Raw genomic sequence first — 2,214 nt, forward strand, 5'->3', positions numbered from 1 at the left:
CCATAAAGTACGTTTGATGGGTTACTTAATGGTAAGTTAATTGGAGAAGTTATGCTACCCTCAATCTCAATATATTGCCCAGGAGAAACACTGCCTGGTTCCGTAACTACTTGAGGCAATATGAATAGACTTTGCATATATATACCGTTAGTAAACGCGTCAAATCCGTAACCGTTCACTGCCTCTATTAACAAGTCACCAGAAGTCAAGTTTAATGGTAAATAGACTCCCCCTGTCCCATTTGCTACAGTTACGTTAATACTAGTTAAAAATGTATATTCATTATTAGTAATGTTATAAACGTAGATGTTAAAGGTAATGTTAGTAGGACCTAAAACAGGCTGACCGTAAATATTGCTAACATTTACAGCAAGAGGTACTCCAAACTCGCTATCAACTGGAACAAATGTAACTGGAGAAAAGAATTCCACATAGTAACCAGAGAAAGCCTCATAGTATCCGATACCGCTAATACCATTATTAGCTTCTCCAAATACGTAAAAGAATAGAATACCGTTTGCATCACTAGGTAGAGTTAACGACCCAACCCATACCTTACTTAAAGGATTATATGTGAGATTAACTAGGGAAAGATTACCTAAATAATTCTCTACCAATGCATGAAATTCTCCACTTTGAACTGGAGAGCCATTATATGTTACATTAGCTACTATCAGCACTCTTTGACTAGGATAGAATTGAATAGCTGGTAAGGTTGGTATTGAAGTATTATAAACATTAATAACGATCGATAATCCTTGTTCACTTGAATTTACAGGAAACAATTTAGCAAAATACCCTGCATTAATCGTACCATAACCCGTAACTAAATTATAACCATAGGCAGAAACCCAAGGTATGTTATATCCAAATGTTACTGGCTCAATGGCTTTTCCATAATATTTTTCATACATATATTGTAAAATCGGATTAAGTAAGCCTATCCTCATGTGCAAGTAGCTCTCTACATTAGCTAAGATACCAGCAGTAAGAGGAGATGCTTCACTAGTACCTCCAGAAATCCCTGTAATGTTAGTAGGACATACTATAAATATGCCGGGATATACGTTAGCGTTAGCCGAGATCTCTGGAATCAGTTTACCATTAGGATAAGTTGATGGAGTTGGTAATGACCATTGATACCAAGGTTTAGGCTCAATTATACTTACACCACCAGTAGAGCCACCATAATTAAGGCCATTAGGGACAAAACCGTAATTTGACCAGGCTGTCTGGTAATATGAACCATTAGGAAACTGTACATAAACTGTAGTTCCACCTACCGAAGTAACAAAGGGAGAAGTAGCTGGATAGCCTACAGTCCCAATAGGACCGTTACTATAACCAGAACCTCCCGCATCACCAGAGCTCGCTAGGAAAGTTATTCCCTCAGCAGAACCTAAAGCATAATACTCATCACTCAACATTATACATGTGTAGAAAGCTTGCCCATTGAATGATGAAGAAAACGCTGACTCTCGAATACCAAAACTCTGGGATAAAACGTTTACAGCGTCTTGTTGAACTATGTAGGCTATTATGCTAGCTAATGGTAATTCATCATTAGCTATGTATAAGATTATGTTAGTCTTAGGAGCCATCGTGTGAGCAACTTCAACATCTAAACTTATTTCACCTGCCCATCCTGTTAAGATACCTAAGTTAGGATTATAAGGACCTATTGGTATTACAGTAAAGTTAGGAGGATTAGGCAAGCCAGTAACCTTGTCAAAATAAACTAATTGCTGATAGATGTAAGGATCACCATAGAAGTCGAGTATTCCAATAGTAGTGTTCTCCCCTTGAGTAGGTATGGATGAAGTATTATACACTTTTTGTAAAACTGTAGGCCAATATCCCTCAATAGGGAAGGTTTGATTGATCGTACTATATAACTTCTCTATATCTTTTTGAGTTATTAGTGTGGACGGATGAGAGAAATATATTGTTGAGACATTACTGGAATACACTAATGCGTTAATCTTAGGCATCCCATAGGAGGTATAATAGGTTACACTACCGTTAGAGTAGACAGCAAAATTGAGACCTAAATATTTTTCAACTTGAGATACAGTTCCTTGAATAACTATGACAGAATCTAATGCCGTAAATAAAATTTTAAAGCCATCATTGTTCAAGTAATCCATTATAGTATTAAACTGATTTGTAGGTAAGAATAATTGAGAAACTTCTTGAGAAGTTAAGAACTTATGA

1 protein-coding gene is annotated in these 2,214 nt (G+C 36.4%); it reads right to left on the reverse strand.

From position 1 onward, the window contains the following. A partial coding sequence (locus tag DMP16_RS09240) for a protease pro-enzyme activation domain-containing protein (protein WP_143577140.1) occupies positions 1–2,214 on the reverse strand: 2,214 nt, incomplete at both ends.

This window comes from Sulfolobus sp. B1 (assembly GCF_007050195.1).
Taxonomy (GTDB): Archaea; Thermoproteota; Thermoprotei_A; order Sulfolobales; family Sulfolobaceae; genus Saccharolobus.